At 67.6% G+C, this 22,829-nt stretch carries 15 protein-coding genes; 10 read left to right on the top strand and 5 right to left on the bottom strand.

The window, feature by feature from the left end; genetic code table 11:
- The first annotated feature begins 741 nt into the window (after nt 1-741).
- From QE363_RS08835 to QE363_RS08810, 6 genes are all read left to right on the top strand, one after another.
- Nucleotides 742-1,323 (top strand): hypothetical protein, encoded by a 582-nt coding sequence (locus tag QE363_RS08835; RefSeq protein ID WP_309694471.1) that lies wholly within the window; start codon nt 742-744, stop codon nt 1,321-1,323.
- Nucleotides 1,320-3,188, top strand: a complete 1,869-nt coding sequence (locus tag QE363_RS08830; RefSeq protein ID WP_309694469.1) for a hypothetical protein — start codon at nt 1,320-1,322, stop codon at nt 3,186-3,188. Before QE363_RS08835 ends, QE363_RS08830 begins: the two co-directional genes overlap by 4 nt.
- A 355-nt stretch (nt 3,189-3,543) precedes the next feature.
- Complete coding sequence (locus QE363_RS08825; protein ID WP_309694466.1) at nt 3,544-5,439, top strand: M61 family peptidase; 1,896 nt, start codon at nt 3,544-3,546, stop codon at nt 5,437-5,439.
- 102 nt (nt 5,440-5,541) lie between these two features.
- Nucleotides 5,542-6,132: a PAS domain-containing protein gene (locus QE363_RS08820; protein WP_309694463.1), complete on the top strand. Its 591-nt coding sequence runs from the start codon at nt 5,542-5,544 to the stop codon at nt 6,130-6,132.
- Nucleotides 6,129-9,578, top strand: coding sequence for a CheR family methyltransferase (locus QE363_RS08815; RefSeq protein ID WP_309694461.1), 3,450 nt, complete (start codon nt 6,129-6,131; stop codon nt 9,576-9,578). The genes QE363_RS08820 and QE363_RS08815 overlap by 4 nt, the downstream gene beginning before the upstream one ends.
- Nucleotides 9,571-9,957 carry a response regulator gene (locus tag QE363_RS08810; protein ID WP_307097973.1) on the top strand — a complete coding sequence of 129 codons (387 nt, stop codon included), beginning with the start codon at nt 9,571-9,573 and terminating at the stop codon, nt 9,955-9,957. The genes QE363_RS08815 and QE363_RS08810 overlap by 8 nt, the downstream gene beginning before the upstream one ends.
- Before the next feature lie 13 nt (nt 9,958-9,970).
- On the opposite strand, the gene QE363_RS08805 is transcribed toward QE363_RS08810, so the two are convergent.
- Genes QE363_RS08805 through QE363_RS08785 form a run of 5 tightly spaced genes read right to left on the bottom strand, consistent with a single transcriptional unit; the run spans nt 9,971 to nt 16,360 of the window.
- On the bottom strand, nt 9,971-11,245 hold the full coding sequence (locus QE363_RS08805) for a TolC family outer membrane protein (protein WP_309694456.1): 1,275 nt from the start codon (nt 11,243-11,245) through the stop codon (nt 9,971-9,973).
- Nucleotides 11,238-13,640, bottom strand: coding sequence for an FtsX-like permease family protein (locus QE363_RS08800; RefSeq protein WP_309694453.1), 2,403 nt, complete (start codon nt 13,638-13,640; stop codon nt 11,238-11,240). The genes QE363_RS08805 and QE363_RS08800 overlap by 8 nt, the downstream gene beginning before the upstream one ends.
- 28 nt (nt 13,641-13,668) lie before the next feature.
- Nucleotides 13,669-14,424 (bottom strand): GIN domain-containing protein, encoded by a 756-nt coding sequence (locus QE363_RS08795; RefSeq protein ID WP_309694450.1) that lies wholly within the window; start codon nt 14,422-14,424, stop codon nt 13,669-13,671.
- A 12-nt stretch (nt 14,425-14,436) separates the two neighbouring features.
- The gene (locus QE363_RS08790; protein WP_309694447.1) at nt 14,437-15,114 is read right to left on the bottom strand and encodes an ABC transporter ATP-binding protein; all 678 of its coding nucleotides are present in this window, start codon (nt 15,112-15,114) and stop codon (nt 14,437-14,439) included.
- Nucleotides 15,115-15,127: 13 nt separating this feature from the next.
- A complete protein-coding gene (locus tag QE363_RS08785; RefSeq protein ID WP_309694444.1) occupies nt 15,128-16,360 on the bottom strand; it encodes an efflux RND transporter periplasmic adaptor subunit in 1,233 nt (410 codons plus the stop codon).
- Nucleotides 16,361-16,486: 126 nt separating this feature from the next.
- On the opposite strand from QE363_RS08785, the gene QE363_RS08780 reads away from it, so the two are divergent.
- The 4 genes from QE363_RS08780 (at nt 16,487) to QE363_RS08765 (ending at nt 22,781) form a co-directional block, all read left to right on the top strand.
- On the top strand, nt 16,487-17,797 hold the full coding sequence (locus tag QE363_RS08780; protein ID WP_309694441.1) for a response regulator: 1,311 nt from the start codon (nt 16,487-16,489) through the stop codon (nt 17,795-17,797).
- Nucleotides 17,787-18,929, top strand: coding sequence for a HAMP domain-containing sensor histidine kinase (locus QE363_RS08775; protein ID WP_309694439.1), 1,143 nt, complete (start codon nt 17,787-17,789; stop codon nt 18,927-18,929). The genes QE363_RS08780 and QE363_RS08775 overlap by 11 nt, the downstream gene beginning before the upstream one ends.
- A 124-nt stretch (nt 18,930-19,053) precedes the next feature.
- Nucleotides 19,054-20,493, top strand: coding sequence for a glycoside hydrolase family 43 protein (locus QE363_RS08770; RefSeq protein WP_309694437.1), 1,440 nt, complete (start codon nt 19,054-19,056; stop codon nt 20,491-20,493).
- A complete protein-coding gene (locus QE363_RS08765; RefSeq protein ID WP_309694435.1) occupies nt 20,490-22,781 on the top strand; it encodes a family 43 glycosylhydrolase in 2,292 nt (763 codons plus the stop codon). Before QE363_RS08770 ends, QE363_RS08765 begins: the two co-directional genes overlap by 4 nt.
- The last annotated feature ends 48 nt before the right edge of the window (nt 22,782-22,829 follow it).

Below are 22,829 nucleotides of genomic sequence, written 5' to 3'. Positions count from 1 at the left end.
CCGAGGAATTCGCCAGCATCACTTGCTATACATGCCATTCTGATCTTTCCAAGCAGCATGATATCGCCGGCCTGCCCCATCAATCAGCTGTTAGCACCCGGACGAAAAGCGTGCATCCAACAGGAAGGCATGCAGATAAAAGGCTTTCAGGATCGACTCCAAGAAGCCTCAGCATACCAATCCGCATAGGACGAGTTCCGAGCCAACTTGCGATTCTCATCCGGCGCGCTATCCGTCCACCACACCGGCCCGCGTTCGCTCAGCGCGACCTTGGCCGCCTGAACCCGGCCCCGCGCCACCTTCAGCGCGGCATCGCCCGATGCGGCCAGCGCCGACCTGACGGCGCTCCTCCTTGATGGCGGGATCCGATCGACGCCATAGCCGGCCGCGCACGATCAGGATAGCGTCCGTCCGGCGTGACCAGCGGCTCCGTGCCGACGCGGTCGCCCCTCCCCTGTCCACCAACATCCGTCCTGCGCGGCATCGTCATGCAACGCGGTGGGACGACATCATATCCGCGTGACACGCGCGCGCGTGACCGCGCCCACATGCGCGGGCGCGAGCGCGCGCACGCGCGCACGATCGACCGGTCCCGACAATCGATCCGCCAACGGATCAATGGCCTCGCTTCCCACCTGAAATCCACACGTCGGCACCGACAAACACGTCGGCGCAGACGGCGACCCTGCCCGCCGCGGGCCTGGCCCTCCCCTTGGGAAGAACTTCGAAATGGAGTGACATATGGAAAAAGAGATTGATCTGACCGGCGTCGATCCGGCCCGCTGGCCCGAGATCCGCCGCCGCGTCGCCATCCTAGACGAGTATGTGAAGCTGTGGCGTCCCACTGAGAAGGTTCGCAAGGATTACGCCAAGCGAATGGGCGTCGCGCTGTCGACCTTCATGAACATCGCGCGCATCTGGCGCGAGAGCCGGTCGGCCGCATCGCTCCCGGGCGCGCGTGCGGGGAACCGCCTTCCCTCCGTACGGCGAATCGATCAGAGATCGGTCGAGATCATGCGGGAGGCGATCACCGACCTCGGGCCATCGTCACGCCGCGTCGACGTCCTCAACGAGGTCGAGCGTCGCTGCACCGCCGCCGGTATCGCCCGTCCCTCCAACTCGACGATCACCAACCTGCTGGACAAGATGCGCGGGAACACGGATGCCACGATGGACCTCGCACCGGAGATCCTCATCGACGAGTTCGCCGTGAAGCTGCCGGCGGGCCGCGGGAACGACGTCTACATGCCGCATGTGCTTGTCGCGGTCGCGCTGCCACACCATCCACACGCGAGTACTGGCGCCAGCTGCGCACAGGTGTGACCGCGAAGCCCACGGAATCGCTTCGCAGCCTGAGCTACCGCGCCTGCGCGATCAACGACCTTCCCAACAGCTGGGGCCTCCTCCGTCATATGGGCCTCCTCCACCGAAATCAGGTCCTAGTCGCCGAGAGCCCAGATATCGAGACCGCTCAGCTGGCGCACGCCATGCGGGTCGCAGACCAGGATGTTCTCCTGCGCAGATACGAAGACCTCGGACGCGACCACCGCTCGTTCTTCGGTCTCGGCGTCCACGAGCAGGCGCTGGAGACCCGGATCCGTAGCTTCTCGCCCGCCGCATTCCGCGCCGATGCGGCCAAGCGATCCGGCCCCAGCGATCGCGCCTACGCCTTCCACCGCGCCACTTGGGAGCTGCGCGCCATTCCGTTCTGCCTCGAGCACTGGGACATGCTTCAGAATAGATGCTGGTGTGAAACAGACGGCGTCATCCAGCACTGGACCCGCACTGCATCGCACCTCCACGAATGCGATAGGTGCGGCGATCCACTCGCCGATCTCGAATCCTTTCCTGTTCCGCCCGACATGCACCCAGCGCTCGACGTTCTGCGAGCCTTCGTCGATCCGATCGCTTCGACCCGCGCCGCCGCAGCGGAAGCCCTTCGAGCGGCAGTCCGCGAGGCAGACCGCAGCAGGATGTTCAAGGCCGTGGTGCGCCTCGCGGACGCCATAGACCCCGACGCCAAGGATCGGCCGATCAACGAGCCACGCGAGCGACTGCACGGACTGTGGCGCGCGTGCACGGCGGTGATCGATTGGCCGGAAGGGTTTGGCGAGATAGCGGAGTTCGCCGTCACTCCCGCCCAGCGGAGCAAGATCCGAGCAGCATGGCTGGCGATCAGCGACGCCGCGAGTTCAGGAGACAGGAAAAAGGCTCAATATCAGGCAGCATTTCATCCAGGGAAAGCAGCCAATGGCGCGCTATCCCGGCGCGATGCCCTCAAGCTCGCGAATTCCCTGAAGCCTGTCGGGATCCGACCCGCCACCGAGATCGCGCGGCTCTCGACTGAAGTTTTGATGTGGGCATGGGAGCAAGGACACTTCACGCAGCACCGGCGGGCGCACGGCCCACGCGAACTCCCAGCGTTCGATCGTGGTGAACTCGTCACATTCAGCGACATGTGGACCAAGCGGGTGACGGCATCGTCTCTGGCACACGAACTCGGCATCACACTCCATGGCGTCGAACAGCTCGCAGCGCTCGACGTCATACCAGCGTCGGCTCCAGCGATCCGGAACAGCGGTCCGCATTTCTACCCAGAGGACGTCGAGAATTTCTTCATGAGGTTCGAAGAAGTGGTCGCGAAGAGTGCCTCAGCCGCGGAGACGATCGCCGACCCGGTCACTCTAATTCATGCCATGAAGCACGTGAGTGGGCGACCGAAGCCGTGGGGGCCCGTCATCAAGATGCTCCTCGACGGAGATATGTGCTTCGAGGTCAGCGCGAACCGGCGCGTCGCAGATTGCATAGTGATCTCCGCACGAGATATCGATGTGTTGAAGGGCCTCCAATTCGATCGCGATAGCTTCGAAATCACCTTCTCCCCTGAGATCATCCAGAACGATGCGTTGAGTTTGCTCAATGTCGCGGGGAGTGCCGTGCGGGTCCTAGATGGCTTGTCAAGCAGGGGCGTGAACCCGAAATTCTACCGCGTCGCTGACGTCGAGGCGCGCGCCCAGAAATTTGTAACACTGCCGGAGCTCGCTCTCGCCCTGAACATGATCCCCGCCGACGCGTATTATTGGCTGGAGGATGAGCGCTTAACCGAAGCCATGCCGGGGCTTTGGAATAGAGACGTGATTGAGACTATCGTCGCGCACCGTCCAGACCCGAGTTGCCGCAAAGCTTGATTTTCAGAAAAATTGGGCGTGATTAAAGTCATCTGCCGCCCTTAGCGAACTGCAGTTGAGCCAATTTACCTGTCCGCAAATCAGAATTTGAGCCACTCATGCGGGAACGAGCAAAAATGGCTCAAACGGAAAATCTCCGCTTTTCAATTATGTTAGTTGAGCCACTTTAACCGACAATCCGACATTTCCCCTGGAAATGGACGAACGATGCGGGCGGACATGATGCCTGCCCCGGACGGGATATGCCGCCCGCCCCTGCCCTGCCCCTCGCTCGCCATGCCGGTTCGGAAAAGCGATGGACCCCGTCGCCCCGTAGCGCCTAGATCGGGTTTCTCGACGCTTTGCAGGGGGATATATGCGCAACGTAACGATGGCCGCGACGATCGCGCTGGCGCTGGGCGGACTGGCACCCGCCACGGCCCGGGCGCGCGACACGGCTGCGACGACCACGACGCGCGCGCCGGTCGACTATGACATCGCCTTCCCCCACCCCGAGCATCACGAGGCGCAGGTCAGCGTCACCTATCGCGGTCTGGACAGCGCCCCCGTCCGCTTCCAGATGGCGCGGTCCTCGCCCGGCCGCTACGCGCTCCACGAATTCGCCAAGAACGTCTATGCGGTATCCGCCACCGACGGCGCGGGCCGCCCGCTGAGCGTGACGCGCACCGATCCCTATGGCTGGACGGTCGCGGGGCATGACGGGACGGTCACCGTCCGCTACACGCTGTTCGGCGATCGCGGCGACGGCACCTATGCGCAGATCGATCCGACCCATGCCCGGCTGAACATCCCTGCGACCTTCCTCTGGGCGACCGGACAGGACGACCGCCCGATCCGCGTCCGTTTCCACCCCCGGCCCGACTGGAAGATCGCGACCCAGCTCGCCCCGACCGACGATCCGGCCGTCTTCACCGCGCGCGACCTGCAATATTTCATGGACAGCCCGGTCGAGCTGTCCGCGCATGACGTCCGCAGCTGGACGGTGGCGGACGGGGCCAAGCGCTATACCATCCGGCTGACCGTGCATCACGACGGCAGCGCCGCCGATGTCGACCGCTTCGCCGCGATGGCCAAGAAGGTCGTCGCCCAGCAGATCGCGATCTTCGGCGCGCCGCCGCCCTTCGACTATGGCACCTATACCTTCCTGGCCGACTATATGCCGCACATCAGCGGCGACGGGATGGAGCATCGCAACTCGACCGTCATCAGCATGCCCCGCTCACTGGCGGCCGCGAATTTCCAGCAGATCCAGACGCTCAGTCACGAATTCTTCCACGCCTGGAATGTCGAGCGTATCCGCCCCGCCGAACTGGAGCCGTTCGACTTCACCCGCGCCAACGCCACGCCGTCGCTCTGGCTGGCGGAGGGCTTCACCCAATATTATGGCCCGCTGGCGGTGCTGCGCGCGGGCGAGATGCCGCTGGCGGATTATATCCGGCAATTGTCGGGAACGCTGAACGGCCTGCTCAACACCCCCGCGCGCCGCTATGGTGGACCGCAGGAGATGAGCCTGCGCGCGCCCTTCGTCGACGCGGCGCAGTCGATCGACCCGACCAATCCCAATATCTTCGTTTCCTATTACCCTTACGGCGCGGTCATCGCGCTCGCGCTCGACCTGGAGCTGCGCCAGGCGTTTCCGCGGCTGACGCTGGACGATTACATGCGCCAGCTCTGGCGGAACCACGGCCGGAACGAGCGTCCCTATCGCCCTGACGATCTCCGCCAGGCGCTGGCGCAGGTGACCGGCGACCAGGGCTTTGCCGACCGCTTCTTCGCGCGCAGCGTGACGGCCAGCGGGCTGCCCGACTTCGCGCCGCTTCTAGCGCAGGCCGGATTGACCCTGCGCCCGGCCCATGCCGACGCCGCCTGGGCGGGCGCGACGCCGGTCGCGGGGGAAGACGGCCTGACCCTGGCCAGCGCCACCGCGCCGGGCACGCCGCTCTATGACGCCGGGCTCGACAAGGGCGACCGGATCGTCAGCCTCGACGGCAAGCCGCTGGCCGATGCCGGGGCGTGGACCGCCCTGCTCGCGGCCCATGCGCCGGGCGACCGCCTGCCCATCGTCTATCGCCAGCGCGGCGCCGAGCGGCGCGCCCTGCTGACGCTCGGCGCCGATCCCACGATGCAGATCGTGCCCGACGAGACGCTCGGCCGGCCCCTGACGCCCGCGCAAGTCCGGTTCCGTCGATCCTGGCTGGGCGAAACGTCGGTCGGCACGCCCCCCGCATCCCCCGCCAAGACGACGGGATGATGTCGTTTCGGATCGGGAACGGATTTCCGATCCGGAATCTTTATCCATGTGTCTTTTTTCGGGGCCGGCCGCGTTCACAGCCCTTGCGATGGAGCAGGCGCCATGCGAATGCGCGTCAGGGAGCCAGTTTTGCTGCACAATCTCGACATTCCGACCCAACTGGCCGCGTATCTGGACCAGTCCCCGGTTGCCCTGGCACTGGCCGATGCGCGCGACGACAATCCGTTGATCTTCATCAATCACGGATTTCGCGAACTGACCGGCTATACCAGCGAAGAGGTGGTCGGCGAGAATTGCCGGATGCTGCAACGCCATGCCGACAATCGCGAGGCGCGCGACCGGATCCGCGAATTTCTGGCGAATGATCGTCAGGTCAATGTCCGCACGACGCTGATCAACTTCCGCAAGGACGGCTCGCCCTTCGTCAACCTTCTGTACATGTCGAAGCTGCGCCAACTGAGCGGCGACATGCCCTATATCTTCGCCTCGCAATTCGACATCAGCCGTTCGCATCCCGACCGGCTGTCCGCCTATGACGCCGAGCTGGGACGCACGCTGGGACGGCTGACCCCGATCCTGGCGGAAAGCGGCATGGTCCTGGAGGGATCGCTGACCGCGATCGCCAATACCGCAGCGACCATCGCCCAGGCCAAGCTGACGCTTTCGGACCTCGACCGAGCGCCCTTTCCGTGAGTGCGGGGCAGCCCGCCGCCGGGGATCACGACATGCCGGATCATGACAGCCTGAGCGTGCCGGTGGTCGGCATCGGCGCCTCGGCGGGCGGGCTGGAGGCGCTTCGCGAGATGCTGACCCCGGCGCGCGCGCCGACCGGCATGGCCTTTGTCGTCGTCCAGCATCTCGACCCCAATCATGAGAGCATGCTGGCGCAACTGCTCGACCGGCACACCAATCTGGCGGTGCGTCAGTGCGAGGGGTTGGAGCGGATCGAGCCCGATCACGTCTATATCATTCCGCCCGGCCGGGGGCTGGCGATACGCGGCGGCGTGCTGGAGCTGACTGACTTCATCCAGCCGCGCGGGCTGCGCCGTCCGATCGACGATTTCTTCCTATCGCTGGCCAGCGACCAGCAGGCCAATGCCGCCTGCGTCATCCTGTCGGGCACCGGCGCGGACGGCACGACCGGGCTGCGCGCGATCAAGGAAAATGGCGGGGTCAGCGTCGTCCAGAAACCCGAAAGCGCCCGCTATGACGGCATGCCGCTTTCGGCGGTCGGTACCGGCCTGGTCGATTTCGTAAAGCCCGCAGGCGAGATACTGGATTGTCTCCACGCCTTTTTCGCGCGTCGTTCCGGCGATCCCAAGGAGGAAGAGGCCGAGGTCGTCGCCGATCATATCGACGATCTCTGCCGCGTCCTGCGCAACGCCATCGGCCACGATTTTTCGGGCTATAAGCGCACCACGCTGGTCCGTCGGGTCGAGCGGCGGATGCACGTCCTGGGCATCGCGACGGGCTCGGCCTATCTGGCGCGGGTCAAGAAGGATGCCGACGAGTGCGAGGCGCTGTTCCGCGACCTGCTGATCAACGTCACCCGCTTCTTCCGCGATGCCGAGCTGTTCGACACGCTGAAGGCCAAGGCGATCCTGCCGCTGACCCGCGCGCGCGACCCGGACGAGGATATCCGCATCTGGATTCCCGGCTGCTCCAGCGGCGAGGAAGCCTATAGCATCGCGATGCTCTTCGCCGAGGCCGCGCGCGAGAGCGGACAGCCGCTGGCGGTGCAGATCTTCGCGACCGACATCGACGAGCAGATGCTCCAGATCGCGCGCGAGGGCAGCTATCCCGCCGCCGCGCTGGCCGACATTCCGGCGGCGCTGCGCGAACGCTACACGATGCCGCATGCCGAGCGGTTCACGATCAGCGCGCAGATCCGCGACATGATCCGCTTCTCGAACCACAGCCTGGTCAAGGACCCGCCCTTTTCGCGGATCGACCTGGTGTCGTGCCGCAACCTGCTGATCTATTTCGACGATCGGTTGCAGCAATCGGTGTTGCCGCTCCTGCATTATGCGCTGCGGCCGGGCGGCTATCTGTTCCTGGGTCCGTCCGAGAGCGTCGGGCGGTTCGACCATCTCTTCCCCGCGATCGACGGCCATGCGCGCCTGTTCGAGCGCTCGCCGGGCTCCCCCTCCTATCCGATCGACCTGCCCGGCGGGACGAGCCGCAGCATCCGGCGGCGCGGCGAGCGTGGCGAGCGGGACCATGGCGCGCCGATGGGCGAGGAGAGCCTGGCGGCCCGCCGCATCGTCGATCGCTATGCCCCGCCCAGCATGGTGGTCGATCAGGACGGCGGCATCCTGGCCGCGTTCGGCAAGCTCAGCCGCTATTTCAACTTCCCCGTCACCCGCGCAGGCGGATCGAGCGCAGTGACGCTGGCGCGTACCGGCCTACGCGAGGTGATCGGCCCGATGCTCCGCCAGGCGCGCGACGCCCGCAAGCGGATCGCCGCGCGCGACGTCGCGGTGACGACCGAATATGGCGTCCAGAAGGTCGAGGTGATCTGCGATCCGCTGACCGACGGATCGCTGCTGTTCCTGTTCCGCGATACCGAGCCGTTCAGCCCGGTCGAGGCGAGCGACCTGGCCGATCTGGAACCCGGCGACGATCATATCGAGGCGCTGGAGGACGAACTTCGCCTGACCCGCCATCGCCTGCGCTCGACGGTCGAGGAACTGGAGACGGCGAACGAGGAGTTGAAAAGCTCCAACGAAGAAATGATGTCGATGAACGAGGAGCTTCAGTCGACCAACGAGGAATTGTCGACCGTCAATGACGAGCTGAAGACCAAGGTCGACCAGCTGACCATCGCCAATTCCGACCTGCGCAATTTCTTCGAATCGACCGACCTGGCGGTGGTGGTGCTCGACCGGCATCTGCGCGTGCGCAGCTATACCGAGGCGGCGCGCTCGATCTTCCCGCTGCAACCCAGCGACCGGGGGCGCCTGCTGGCCGATGTGTCGACCCGGCTGAGCAACACCGACTATCTCGACGGCGCGGCATCGGTCGCGGCGGGCGGATCGCCGTCGCAGCAGCGCGTCACGACCCGCGACGGCGCGCGGACGCTGTCGCTGCGCATCCTGCCCTATCGCACCCAGTCGGACGGGATCGAGGGGGCGACGCTGGTCCTGACCGACATCACCGAGGCGCTCGGCATGGAACGCGCGCTGGCCGCCGAGCGCGAACGGCTGGACCTGGCGATCAAGGCGGGCGGCATCGGCGTCTGGGAATATCGCGGCGACACCGGCGAGACCTTTCTGGACGACACCGGCCGCGCGCTGTTCGGCCTGGGCGCGGAGGATGACGGGGCCCGGATGGGCCGCTGGCTGGAGCGGATCGTGCCTGAGGATCGCGCCGGGGTCGAACTGGGCATGGCCGAGGCGATGGCCGGGAACGGCGATTTCGAGATGACCTTCCGCCTCGACATCGACGGCACCCAACGCTGGATCAAGGGCTTCGGCCGCCGCGTCACCACCAGTCCGCCGCACCGCATGGTCGGCGTGTCGATCGACGTGACCGCCGAATATGCCATCGCCGAGACGCGCGAGCTGATGCTGCGCGAGATGAACCACCGGGTGAAGAACCTGTTCGCGATCATCTCGGGGATCGTGTCGGCGGCGGCGCGTTCGCATGAGGACGTCACCGAGCTGGCCGACGATGTCCGCGAGCGCATCGCCACGCTGGGCCGCGCGCATTCGCTGGCCTCGCCCGCGGGCGAGCAGCAGGCGATCGAGCTGCGCGCCTTGGTGGAGGCGACGATCGCGCCCTATAGCGGCCAGTCGAAGATCGCCATCGACGGCCCGCGCCTGCTGGTCGACCGCCGCTGCCTGTCGCCGCTGGCGCTGATCCTGCACGAATGGGCGACCAACTCGGTCAAATATGGCGCGCTGGCGCACCGACTGGGCGAGTTGTCCATCCATTGGACGCTGGCCGGGGGCACGCTATCCATCGAATGGGTCGAAACCGGTGGCTCCCCCACCGATGGCGGCGCGGCGCACGGTTTCGGGACACTTCTCGTCCAGACTTCCTCACGACAATTGGGTGCGCGGCTGGAGCGGAATTACGCCGATGGGCGTTTCATTCTTAACTTGGCTCTACCCGAAACGGTCCTCGCGCATGACTAAAACGATTTTGCTGGTCGAAGACGAATTTTTCGTCGCCCTGGACATCCAGAATATCATCGAAGACGGCGGCTATGAGGTCGACGGCCCTTATGTCAGCGTCGAGGAGGTGCTGGCGCATCTCGACGGCGATCGTCCCGACCTGGCCTGCGCGATCCTCGACGTCAGGCTGCGCGACGGCGAGGTTTTTCCGGCGGCCGAACGGCTGCGCGAGGCGGGCGTGCCGTTGATCTTTCATTCGGGTCATGCCGACGAGCAGGCGCTGCAAAATCGCTATCCGGGCTCGGCGGTGTGCGGCAAGCCCTGCTCGCCCTCGCTGCTCCGCCGCACCCTGTCGATGGCGGTATCGGGCCCCAGCGAAGGCGACCGCGAAGCGAGTTGAGGCGGGTCCGCGCTCAGTCGAACGCGCCCCGCCCCATCCGCCCGGTCGCGCGCAGCAGCGCGGCCTGCGCCGTCAGCACATCGACCTTCGCCCGCGCCACCGCCAGCTGCGCCGATCGATAGCTCTGGTCGGCGACCAGAATGTCGATGGTCGAACGGAGCCCGAACCCATATTCGGCACGCACGCCCTTCAGCGCGAGGTCGGCGGCGGCCAGCCCCTCGACACTGGCCTTCAGCCGCCCCTCGGACGCGGTCAGCGAGGCCCAGGCGGTATCCGCGCTCCGCACCGCATTGCGCGCCGCCGTCTCGACATCGAAACGCTCCGCCCGCCGCACCGCCTCCGCCTGCCGGACATGCGAGGCGACCAGCCCCCCGGTCAGCAGCGGCACCCGCAAGCCCAGCCCCGCGCTCGCGGCGCTGTCGAAGCCGGTCCAGCGGCCGCCCGCCACCTGCACCCCACGCCCGTAATTTCCGGTCAGGTCGAGCGCGGGCGCGCGTTCGGCGCGGGCCTGATCGACCCGCGCCGACGCCGCCTCCACCCGCTGTCGTTGCGCCAGCAGCAGCGGATTGGCCGCCTCCGCCGCGCCGCGCGCATCGGCCAGGGTACGGGGCAAGGCCGTCGGCGGCGCGATCGTCGCGTCGAGCGCCCCCGCGTCGCGCCCCACGACCGCGCGATAGCTCGCCGCCGCCGTCGCCGCCGCCCCTTCGGCATCGACCAGGTTGGAGACGACGCTGGCCCGCTGCGCCTCCAGCTGGGCGATGTCGGTGCGCGTCGCCTGCCCCAGACCATAGCGCGAGCGGGCCTCCGCCACCTGCCGGTCGAGCCGTTCGATCCCGACCCGCGCGATCTCCACCGCCTGTTGCGTATAGAGCAGGTCGGCATAGGCGCCGACGACACGCTCGAGCACGTCGGCCTCGACATCGCGCAGCGCCTCGCCCCCCGCCGCGACATCGCCGTCCGCCGCACGCACCGCCGCGCGCACCCGCCCGCCGGTCCAGATCGGCAAGGTCGCCGTCACCGCGCCGGTCCCGCTCGACGCGCCCGAACGCCTGCCCGTGTCGTCATAGCCCAGCCGGTCATAACCCGCGCCGCCCGTCGCCGCCGCGGTCAGCCGCCCGGTCGCGCGCGCCTGGTTGGGCGTCTCGGCCAGCGCCTCCTGCCGGGCGCGCGCGGCGGCGAGTTGGGGATTGCCGTCCCATGCCGCGGCAATGGCATCGCGCAGGGTTTCGCCCGACGCGGGCACGGCCAGGGCCAGCGCCGCCCCAGCCAGAAGCCACCGCTTAGTCATGACGCAACGCCCAGGCCGGTGCCGCCCGGCTGGCCCGCAGCGACTGCCCCAGCACGGTCAGCACCGCGATGGTCAGCGCCAGGGCGGTGGCGGCGAGGAAATAGAGCGGCGATAGGCTGATCCGATCCTCGAACCCCGCCAGCCATGTCCGCATCGCGACATAGGCGAGCGGCCAGGCGAGGAGATTGGCCATGATGACGGGCCGCAGGAACTGCCCGACCAGCAGCTTCACGATCGCCGCCGACGATGCGCCAAGCGTCTTGCGGATCCCGATCTCCTTCACCCGCCGCTGGGTGTTGAACGAGGCCAGGCCCCAGAGGCCGACGCAGCCGATGAGGACGGCGAGGCCCGCGCCGATGCCGAACAGACGGGTCGTGCGGTCGTCGGCGGTATAATAGTCTTCCATACTCTGGCTGGCAGTGCGCGCGTCAAACGGCACCTGGGGAGCGATCTGCCGCCATAGCGTGCGCAGCATAGCGATCGTCGTGCGTGGATCGCCGTTGACTCGCAAGGTCGTACGAGGACTCGTCGAATAGCTCGACCGATAATAATACATTGTCGCATTGACGGGATCGCGCGGCGAAAAGAACCGGGCATTCTCGACAACGCCGATGATCGTGCGCGGGTTCGACCTACCCACCGTCTTGCCCAGCGCCGCTTCCGGGCTTTCGAAACCTAGGTCCTGAACGCCCCGGCGGTTGACGACGACATTGATCACCGGCGTCCCGCCGACATTGTCGAAATTGCGGGTATCGTCTGCACGATGCGCATCGTCAGGAAGCCGTCCCGCGATCACCCGCAGCCCAAAGGTCGGGAAAAAATTCGGTCCGGCGATGATTGCCTGCAGACTAGGTCCGGGTTCTGGCTTGCCGGGCAAGGCATAGCTGTCATTGTTGAAACTGCTCGATCCCGGCGTGGCATCCGAAGTCGTGACCGATACTATACCAGGCAGTGCGGCAGCCCTTGCCAGAAAGGCCGTCCTCTGCGCCTTGTCCACGGCGGAGTCGCTGGTCGAACTGACGATCACCAAACCGTCACGACGGAAACCGACATCGGTCTTACGAACATGTTGGGTCTGGGCAACGAGCACCGCCGTTCCGATCATGAAGGCGATGGCAAGTGCGAACTGAAACACCACTAGCGTCTCGCGAACGCGCGTCCCTGTCCGTCCGCCACCGGGCGAACGGGCCGAGGCCAGTACAGCCGCCGCCGGGAAGCCGGACAGCAGGACTGCCGGATACAGCCCAGCCGCAGCCCCCACGATCACAGCGAACACAACCAGTGCCGGAACGATCTGCCTATAGTCGATCGCCAGCTTCAATCCGCCCGCCGCATTGATGAGGGGAAGGCCCAGTTCAGCCAGGATCAGGCCTCCCAACGCCGCCAGTAGCGCGACCAGTATCGCTTCCCCCAGGAACTGCCTGATCAATGCCAGGCGGTCTGCACCCAAAACCTTACGCATCGCGACTTCCCGTGCACGGAGCCCGGCGCGGGCGGTGGCGAGGTTCACATAATTCACGATCGCGATCAGCATGGTCAGCACACCGACGATACCGAGTGTCGCAACCGTCAACTTGCGGGCGGGCGCAGTTTGCAAGTGGATATTGGTCAGCGGCACAATTGGCAGGCTCAGCATTCTGGCGGCGGGTCCCTGCTCTGTCGCACGACGATCCACAAAGGCGCGCATTTTACTCTGCAGCCACGCGGCATCCTGCGCGGTATCGAAGCGCAGGATCGTCCAGACCCGCTCGCTTCCCCAATGAAACCACATCTTGTCAGGATGGGGACTTGGTGTCCTTGCCAGAATGGAAAAGCGCAGTTCGGTATTCGGCGGCAGGTCGCGGAAGATACCTGCCACGCGATAATTAGAGGTCTTGCCCAATGCCGTGAGCGTCATCGTCTGCCCGACGGGGTTTCCGCCCGGAAAATATCGTTTGGCGATACTTTCGTTAATCAGGATGCTGTCCGGTGCTTGCAACGCATGGGCCGCGTCCCCCGTGACCATTGGCAGACGCACGATGTCGAGGAAATTGGGGTCGGCGTAACCAAATGGCTCGCTGGTGGCAGCCCCACCGCGCACGACATTGGCATCCATCTCCTGAATACGGGTGCCAATGGTACCGGGAAAATCCTCACGAAGCTGGTCAATCAGGCCGCCCATCGTACCGGTCGAATAACCGTTGGCGGAACTGCCCGGCATGTCCCAGTATTCCTCGACAAGATACAGCTTGTCATGACCAGGCAGCCATTTCTCATACCCCGTCTCGAACCGGACATAGAGGCCCAGCACCAGGAACACGGCGATGCCCACCGCCAGCCCCCCGATGTTGAGCGCGGCGTAAAGCTTGTGGCGCACAAGCGAGCGATAGAGCGAGAGAAGCGCGTAGCGGTTCATGATGACAGCCCCCCGATAATCCCGGCGTTCAGCCGCAGGTGACGCGGGCGAGCCCGCTCTTGCCCACCGTGCAGCGCGGATGGCCCGCGACGGTGACCTTAGCCATGCCGCTGGCATCGATCCGGGCCTGCTCGGCGTCGCCGACCTGGATGCTCGCGGTGCCGCTGGCGGAGAGCGCCATGTCGGGCGCGGAAAGCGTGCGGGTGTGGGCACTGCTCGCCCCGCTGCCGCCGATCGTCAGACGGCCGACATCGCCCTCGGCCTGGAACTCGCTGGCCCCCGACAGGTCCAGGGTCAGTGCGTCGCCGTGAACCGCGCGGACGGTCGCGTCGCTGGCCCCGGAGAGGTCGAACCTAGCCGATCCGCCGCGCCAGGCGGCGATGCGCAGCACGCTCGCTCCGCTGGCGCGCGCCTCGAACAGGCGGGCGTCGAGCGCTGGCAGGGTCAGCTCGGTCGCACCGCTGAGGCTGACGGCGGCCAGCGACGGCATGGTGATGGCGATCGCGACACGGCGATCATGGCCGTTGCAGCTGTTGTTGCGGCGACCGATCCGCAGCGTCGACCCGATCGTCTCGACACGGACATTGTCGATATTCGCCGCCCGGCCCTGTACCGTCACCGCATAGGCAGCCCCCAATGTGACGGTTGCGACGTCGCAGCCGCCAAGGTCGATCCGGTCGAACCCGCGCACATCGAAGCTGCGCGAGGTCTGGGCATTGTCCTGCGCGGCGGCGCCAACGGCGGCGAGCGACAGCAGGGCGATGGCGGGGATCATGGTCTTCATCACAAATCCTTTTCAGATCGCTCGCATGGCGCTGGCGACGATGCGGCCGTCGAGCATGTCGATGCGGCGCTTGGCGAGGTCGGCATGGCTGGGCGAATGGGTGACCATGACGATGGTCGCGCCCGCATCGTTCAGGCCGGTCAGGATGTTCATCACCTGCTCGCCATTGGCGGTGTCGAGGTTTCCGGTCGGCTCGTCCGCCAGGATCAGCTTGGGATCGCCGACGATGGCGCGGGCGATGGCGGCGCGCTGCTGCTGGCCGCCCGACAGCTGGTGCGGGAAGTGGCGCGCGCGGTGGGCGATGCCGACCTTGTCCATCGCCGCCGCCACCCGGCCGCGACGATCCCCCGCATCGCTGCGATAGGCGAGGCCCAGCGCGACATTCTCCTCGATGGTCAGCTCGTCGATCAGGTTGAAGCTCTGGAAGACGAAGCCCAGCGTCTCGGCGCGGAACTTCGCCAGTTCCTTTTCGTCCATCGCCGCCAGGTCTCGCTCGCCGAACAGATATCGCCCGCCCGTCGGCCGGTCGACCGTGCCCAACGTGTTGAGCAAGGTCGACTTGCCGCAGCCCGAGGGGCCCATGATGGCCAGGAACTCGCCCGCCGCGACATGCAGGTCGATATCGTGCAGCGCGGTCGTCTCCACCTCGTCGGAGACATAGCGGCGCTGAATGCCTTCCAGTCGGATCATGTGTCGGTCCCCCTTATCGGATGTTCAGTATGTCGCCCTTCACGGACGATGTGTTGCTGGTGACGATGCGCTCGCCGGGGTTCAGGCCGGACAGGATCTCCACCTGTTCGGGATTGCGGCGGCCGATGCGAACGGTACGGCGGCGGGCATGCGCGCCATCGGGATCGAGGACGAAGGCCGAGCTGCCGCCCGCCTCCAGCCAGCCGCCGACCGGGGCGACCAGCGCGCGGCTCGCGGCGCCCAGCGTGATGCGGATGTCGATCGTCTGCCCGCGATTGAGCCCGGCGGGCGCGCGGTCGAAGGTCAGTTCGACTTGGAACCGCCCGTCCTTCACCGCGGGCAGCACCTTCGACACGGTCAGCCCGACGCCGTCCGAGGTCGTCGCCTTCTGCCCCACCGCGACACGGCCCAGATAATATTCGTCGACCTGCGCGACGAGCTTCCACGACCCCTCGCTATCGACCTGGCCCGCCGGATCGCCGGGCTTGAGCGTCTGGCCCGGCTGGATCGTGAAATTGGTCAGCCGTCCGCCCGTCGGCGCGCGGATGGTCAGCGCCTCCAGCCCGGCGCGCACCGCCGCCAGATTGCCCGACAGCCGCGTCTGCGTGTCGGACAGCCGCGCGGATTGGGTCGCGGTGATCCGCGCCTCGGTCGCGCGGCCGGACTTGAGCTGGGCGAGGCGCTTTTCCTGATAGGCAGCCTCCTCCTCGAAGCTGCGGACGCCCGCATCCGACAGAAAGCCCTGATCGTGAAGCTGACGCCGGATACCCAGGTCGCGCCGCGCCTTGATGAGGTCATATTCGGCCTGCGCCACCTGCCCCGCCCGGTCGAGCTTGTTGCGCTCGATCCCCAGCCCCTCGCTCGCCACGCCGCCCAGCTGGCTGGCGATCTGCGCCTCGCGGGTCAGCACGTCGAGCTTGAGCTGCGGATTGGCGAGGGTGGCGAGCGGCTGTCCCTCGCGGACCATGTCGCCGTCCTGCGCCAGCAGCTTCTCGACCTGTCCGCCCGCCAGCACCCCGACCAGCGTGGTGACGCGCGGCGTCACCGTGGCGCGGACCGGCAGGTAATCGTCGAACGCGGCGCGCGTGACCTCGCCCGTGTCGACATTGGCGGCGGCGATGTCGGTCGATCCGGCGGCGGGCAGGAAGTGCCAGACCAGCCCCGCGCCGATCACCACCAGCATGGCGATCACGACCGCGCGGCGACGCCACCAGGGGACGGGCCTTCGCGCGATCCGGCGGTCCATCGCGGCCCCGGGCGGGGTCCCCGAAACGCCTCCCCCATCCCTGCTGGCGGAAGTGATTGCGCCTGTCATCTGTTCGGTCATCATGGGACGAATGTCACCCAGGACGGTCCAAAAACCTAAAGCCCTATGAAACCGCCACTTTCCCCGCCGACCGCCGAATCCGACCGTTCGCGTCCGGACAACCTGTCCAGAAATGGACGGTGCGGGGCGTCGTCAAGCGCGCTGTCGATCCTGGTCATCGACGACAATCCGCGCATCGCCGAATCGCTGGGCATCGCGATCGAGCTGGCCGGACACCGGCTGGATGTCGCATCGGGGCCGGAAGAGGGCTTTTCCCGTCTGGCGGCGCGGCGGTACGACGCAATCCTGCTCGACCTCAACTATGCCGCCGGACGCACCGATGGCGCGGAGGGGCTTGCCATGCTCGCGCGGCTGCTCGCCGACGATCCGGCGGCCTGCATCATCGTCATCACCGCGCATAGCGGCATACGCTTGGCCGTCGCCGCGATGCAGGCGGGCGCGCGCGATTTCGTCATGAAGCCGTGGCGCAATGCCGAGCTGATCGCCAAGATCGAGGTCGCCGCCGCCCGCCCCGCCCCGCGCGCCGATCGTCCCCATGTCTATGGCGGCGAGGTCCCCGGCGGCGAGCCCGCCCGGCTGTTGGGGGACAGTCCCGCGATCGAGCAGGTGCGCGCGCTGATCCGCCGCGTCGGGCCGACCCGGGCGGGGATCGTCGTCACCGGCCCGTCGGGCGCGGGGCGGACGCTGATCGCCCAGGCGGTCCACGCCGCCTCCGATGATGCGGACCGGCCGATGGCGCGGCTGGACCTGCGCGATACGACGGCGTGGGACCGGCTGGCCGGTGAAGAGGCCGGGACCTGGCTGTTGCGCCATCCCGACCGGCTGGACGAGGTCGCGCAGGCGCGGCTGCTCGATCGGCTGCCGATGGCGGCGCGCTTCATCGCGATCGCCGACGATCCGGGCGGCATCACCCCGGCGCTGGCGCGGCGGATCACGACGGTGGAGATCGCCGCCCCCTCGCTCGTCCAGCGTCGGGCGGACATTCCCCTACTTGCGCGCCATTTCGCCCGGATCGCGGCCGAGCGGCATGGTCGCCCCGCCCCGCGCTTCACCCCGGCGGCGGAGGCGCTGCTGATCTCCGCACCATGGCCCGACGAAGCGCGCGGCCTGTCCGCCGCGATCGAGCGGGCGCTGCTGCTGGGGGATGGCGGCGTGATCGAGGCGGCGCTGCTCGCCCCCGCCGCGCCGGTCGTCGCCGCCGCCAACCCACGCTCCAGCTTCGACCTGGACGAAACCGAGCGGGGGATGATCGAGGCGGCGCTGATCGAGCATCATCACAACGTCACCCATGCCGCACAGGCCCTGGGGCTCAGCCGGGGCGCGCTATATCGTCGCATGGCGCGCCATGGGCTTTGAGGCGCCCGCCCGGCGGGTCGTCGCCATCCTCCTGTCGGGACTGATGCTGACGCTGTTCGGCGGGCTGATGGTGGTGGCGTGGCAGAACGGCATGCTGGGGTCGATGCTGGGGCTGGGCCTGGGCACCGGCTGGCTGATCGGGGCAATCGGCTGGGCCGCCGCGCGGACGCCCCTCCTGCCCCCCGCCCCCGCGCCCGCCGACATGGCGCCGCGCGGGCCGCCGCTCCATGCGCTGTTCGACCAGATCCCCTTGCCGCTACTGCGGATCGAGGGGCGATCGGCACGGGCGCTCAACCGCGCCGGCCGGACGCTGTTCGCGACCGACGACCGCCTGTCGTCGCCGCCGCCCGCGCTGTTCGAGCCGCAGGAAAGCCGGTTGCGGCATGAAGGGCGAAGCTGGCGGATCGAACGGGTCGAAGCCGGGCCCGAGCGCGCGCTGGCCATGCTGATCGATGTCGAGGCGGAGCGCAGTACCGCGGAGGCGCATGCCGATAGCGAGATGATCGACATATTGGGGCACGAGCTGCTGAACGGCCTGTCGCCGATCGTGTCGCTGGCCGACAGCGCGGTGATGGCGGCGGAGCGGCAGGATGCGCGACTGCACGGCATCCTCGCCACCCTTGCCCGACGGATCGAGGGGCTGGAGCGGTTCACCCGCGCCTATCGCACGCTGGCCCGGCTGCCCGATCCGGTCCGCAATCCGTTCAAGGTCGCCGAACTGGCCGTCGATCTGGCGCGGTTGTTCGAGCAGCGCTTCGGAAGCGAGGTTGCGCTCTCCATGGCGGTGCCGGACGGACTGATCGGGCAGTGCGACCGCGATCAGATGACGCAGGCGCTCTGGGCACTCCTGCAAAACGCGGCCGAGGCGGCGCTGGGCGGGGCGGTCGCGCCGCAGGTGACGCTGACCGCCGCGATGGACGGGCCTAGCCTGCGCTTCGCGATTACCGACAGCGGCGGCGGCGTAGCGGGGCCGGAGCGCGCGCGGATCTTCCGCCCCTTCCACACCACCAAGCCCGACGGGTCGGGCATCGGCCTGACCCTGGCCCGCCGTATCGCCCGCGCGCATGGCGGCGACCTGACGCTGTTGCCGGTGGCAACGACGACGTTCGCACTGGCCATACCCGGCAAATAGCGCGACCTTGGCGCTTTACTTGTAGGACATAATGATCGATCCTGCCCCGAAATCACAGCATCGGGGAGCGGGAATGTCGGGCAGGATACCGGGATTGGGGCGCGGACAAGGGCTTTTGCTGGCGTTGGCCAGCGTCGCCATCACTCCGACATGGGCGATGCCCGCCGCACCGACGCCTCCAGTGGCAGTGCCCGCCGATGACGCGGCGGCGCTGGCGCACAGGGTGGCCGATGCGATCCGTCGCGATCCCGCGCTGACCGCGCCGATCCGGGGCAGCATCACCCTGCCCGATACGGCCGCCGATCTTGCCGCCACATCCGACGACCCGCAGGCCCGTCTCGTCACGATAGGCTGGCGCTCATCGGACCCGGCGATCCTGTCGGACCGCGACCGGGGCCGGGGCGACGATCGGGTTCGTAAGGGCGTGGTCCATCGCGGCCGGACCGACCGCCGGGTTCGGCTGACCGCGACCGTCACCGCGCCGGGCGCTGCGCCGGTCATGGTCCCGCTCGACCTGACGGTCCTGGCGGCCGCCGCGCCGCGTCCCGCCGACATGAGCGCCTATATGTTCGTCTATTTCCATTCCGACACGGTGGAGGGCGAGAAGCTGCGCTTCGCGGTTTCGGACGGCAACAACGCGCTGCGATGGCGGGAGCTGAACGGCGCACGGCCGGTCCTGGAGTCGAGCAAGGGCACGATGGGCCTGCGCGATCCGTTCATCCTGCGATCGGCGGAGGGCGACCGCTTCTTCCTGCTGGCGACCGACCTGTCGGTGGGGCGCAGCGGCTGGGGCGGCGCGACCGACAAGGGCAGCCATCATCTGGAAATCTGGGAATCGACCGACCTCGTCCACTGGAGCGAGCAGCGTCATGTGAAGGTCAACCTTCCCCAAGCGGGCATGACCTGGGCGCCCGAGGCGACCTACGACCCGACGATCCAGGCCTATGTCGTCTATTGGACATCGACCCTGTTCACCGATGCCAGCCACCGGACCAGTGACGGCAACGGGCCGCAGATCCTGATCTCCACCACGCGCGACTTCCGCCACTTCACCCCGCCCCGCCCCTGGTTCAAGGCCGCCGACCTGCCCTTTCTGGTGAAGGACAAGGGCATGATCGATTCCACCGTGCTGAAGGACGGCGCGGACTATTACCGCTTCACCAAGGTGTCGGAGGTGTCGGGCTGTCCTTCGTCGGACATCATGGGCCAGCGTTCCCGCACGCTGCGCGCCACCGGCCATTCGGGTGTGTGGCGCACCATCGACCGCTGCATCGGCCGCAAGGCGGGGACGCCCGAGGTCGAGGGGCCGAGCGCCTTCGTCGCCAATCCGGGCGACACCAGCGGGTTCCGATATTTCCTCTGGGTCGATAATTATGGCGGCGTCGGTTACATCCCGCTCGCCACCCGGTCGCTGCGCGGCACCATCCGATGGACCTATCCCAAGGATTTCCGCCTGCCCGCCTCGCCGCGTCACGGCTCGGTCCTGTCGATCACCGCCAGGGAACGGGACGCGCTGGTCGCCCGCTGGAGCCCCGCCGCGCCGACCAGCGGTGCGGCGCGATGAGCGCGTTGCTTCGCGCCGCCGCCTGGCCGCTGATCGTCATGGCCGCCCCCGGCTCCGCCCAGCCCGTTACGGCGCAAGCGGCCCCCTGGATCGTGCCGCCGGTCATGGCATCAGGCAGCCGCCTGCCCGTCTCGCCCGAGGGAGCGATACGCTGGTCCGCCGACCGACCGGTTCTGGATGGCGATCGCCTGGTCCTTCGCGGCGATCGGCCGGTTCGCGTCACGCTGACCGGACGTCGCGTCACGGCCGGGGCCGGTACCCAGGAGAAGCGCTTCACCGTCACCCTCCTGCCCGGATCCGCGCCGCGCCTGTCGGCCTATGGCCGTAGCCCAACCGATGCACATGACGCGAACCAGCCGATCATCGCCCGCTCGGTCCATCTGGCGCTTGCCACCGGCGATGGCGCCGCAACCCCGCTCAATGGGAATTACGGCATCCTCTTTCCCATCGGCGAATATGTCGGGGTCGACCGGGTCGAGCATCGTGGGATCGTCACCCCTTCGCTGTTCCATTTTGCCGATGGCAGCCTGGGCGTCATCGCGACGCGGGTCGATCTGGCGGGAAAGCCGGATAAGTCGCAGCGATCGAGCGCGCTGGTGTTCAAGAGCGATCCCGCCAGTCCCGCCGACTTCACCGAACTGGGGCTGATCGACCTTGGCACGACCGGCGGTGTCGTCGCGCCGCGTGCGATCTGGGACAGTGCCGCGCGGCGCTATCTGGTCGCCTGGCGTGACGATGGGGGCAAGCCGCATTGGGCCGGCGTCGCCGATCTGGCACGGACCGAGCGGGTGGCGACGCCCTTCTTCCCCGATCATGACGGACGCCGGATGCGCATCGTCGCGGCGGGCAATGTCGGCGCGGTGCAGGCGGGCGAGGTCGCCGGGATGGCGAAGGACGCCGCCGCCCTGCCACTCGACAGCCGGACCGCCGCCGCGCTGGCCGATCGCTATGGCCGGATCGTCAACCTGCGAGCCATGGTCGACCCGCGCCGCATCACGATCGCGCAAATCCCCCAGCTGGCGAAGACGCGGGCGCGCCTCACCTATTCGGACGGATCGTCCGCGACACGGGGCGTCGACTGGAACACCGCCGATCTGGCGCGGGTCGCCCGCGGCGGGCCGGGGCATTATGTCGTGCGGGGGACCGTCCGCCAGCCCGTCTATCCGGTCATCTTCGCCTATAACCGCGCCGATCCGGTCATCTATCGCTACGCACGGGACGGCCGGGTCCGCTATCTGTTCATCGCGACCGACGATACGAATAACGACAATGTCGGATCGGCCCATCTGCCGATCCGGGTCGCGGACAGCATCGCGGCGCTGGCCGACGACGATGGCGGGCGGGTGCGCGAGGTGGACCTGCTCAACCGCCTGACCCGGCGCGACCGTACCGCCGAGGGACGCGTGATCGCCGGATGCTATTGGGCGCCCGAACTGCATGAGATTGGCGGGCGGCTGTCCATCCTGTTCGCGCCCTGCTTCAACCCCAGCGACGACCAGTCGAACAAGGACGGCGCCTGGGACCGGGTGGCGTCGCATATCATGCAGTTGCGGCCCGGCGGCGATCCCGCCGACCCCGCCGACTGGTCGCGGCCCGCCGCCATTCGAAAGGCGGACGGATCACCGCTGGGTCGCGCCGAATTCGCCCGCAACATCAGCCTCGACATGTCCTATGTCACGATCGACGGGAAGGCCTATTACACGTGGTCGCAACGCTACCTGCCGGGCCAGGGCCCGCTGGGCGATCCGCTGACCTGGATCGCGCGGGTCGATCCGGCGCATCCCACCCGCCTCACCTCCACCCCGCGCCCGATCGTCGCGCCGACGCGGTCTTTCGAGGAGAATCTGTCCGAAGGGGCCTTTGCCCTGCATCATGGCGGACGCACCCATCTGATCTATTCCAGCTCGGGGGTCAGCCCGACCTATGTCGTCGGCGGCGCGTGGCTGCGCGACGGGGAGGACCCGACGCGGATCGACAACTGGCACAAATGGAACGCCCCGCTCCAGCATAGCGAGCCGATGCCCAAGGGCGTCATCGACTATCGCCGGTACGAACAAGGCGTCGGCCACGGTGCGTTCACCACCGACGAGGACGGCAATCCGCTCTACGTCTATCACAGCTGGGGCGACGGGGTGGGCGGCAATGGTCGCGACACGCGCCTGCGCCGGGTCCATTGGGCCGCCGATGGTCGCCCCGTCCTCGACATGACCCGTGACGAGGAGGTCGCGCCGTCGCAGCGGGGCGTGACGATGCGGGTGACGGTCATACGCGGCAAGGCCCGGCGATGAAGCCCCGGTCCGCCCGCTTGCCGGGCGACCGCTTTTCCCGCAAGCTGC

The organism is Sphingomonas sp. SORGH_AS_0870 (assembly GCF_031453175.1).
GTDB lineage: Bacteria > Pseudomonadota > Alphaproteobacteria > Sphingomonadales > Sphingomonadaceae > Sphingomonas.
The sequence above is the reverse complement of the archived record's forward strand: the minus strand, read 5'-3'. Positions and strand labels throughout refer to the sequence as shown.